Raw genomic sequence first — 451 nt, 5'->3', positions numbered from 1 at the left:
TCCATACTGCTTTTTCGTTTGCACCACCTTCGATTCTTTCCTTAACGATTTGTCTCTATCAGAGTCCGTAATGAATTACCCACTTGTTATTGCTTAATGCCTTTTCTAACAGCTTTTTCAGTTCGGATAGTTCAGAATTATCTGCAATGACATCAATAAATGCCTTTAGCGAACAAGGTGGAACAAGTGTAACACCACAGTATGCAAGCCCTTTGCCTTTGACGGAAAGTGTATGCCAATAGAAGTCAATGGATGTAAGCCTTTCGACAACGCCTTCCAAATAGGCGTCATCAACAGAAATACAGGCATATTTCCACGGCTCATACTCGTCATATCGCTTGCCCTGCTGAGGAGCATCCATCATAATTCCAAACTCGTGTTTTGCCATGTAGATCACCTCCACAAATTCAAATTGAACAAAATCGCTGCGCGATGGCTTGCCAAGGCTGTG

The 451-nt window shown here is 42.6% G+C and carries 1 protein-coding gene; it reads right to left on the bottom strand.

Annotation, left to right across the window (positions count from 1 at the left end; genetic code table 11):
* Positions 1-58: 58 nt before the first annotated feature.
* A partial coding sequence (locus LJE11_RS19350; RefSeq protein ID WP_227296429.1) for a hypothetical protein occupies positions 59-451 on the bottom strand: 393 nt, incomplete at its 5' end.

This window comes from Blautia sp. DFI.1.216 (assembly GCF_020594215.1).
Lineage (GTDB): Bacteria > Bacillota > Clostridia > Lachnospirales > Lachnospiraceae > Blautia_A > Blautia_A wexlerae.
This window is presented reverse-complemented; position numbering and strand designations above follow the sequence as displayed.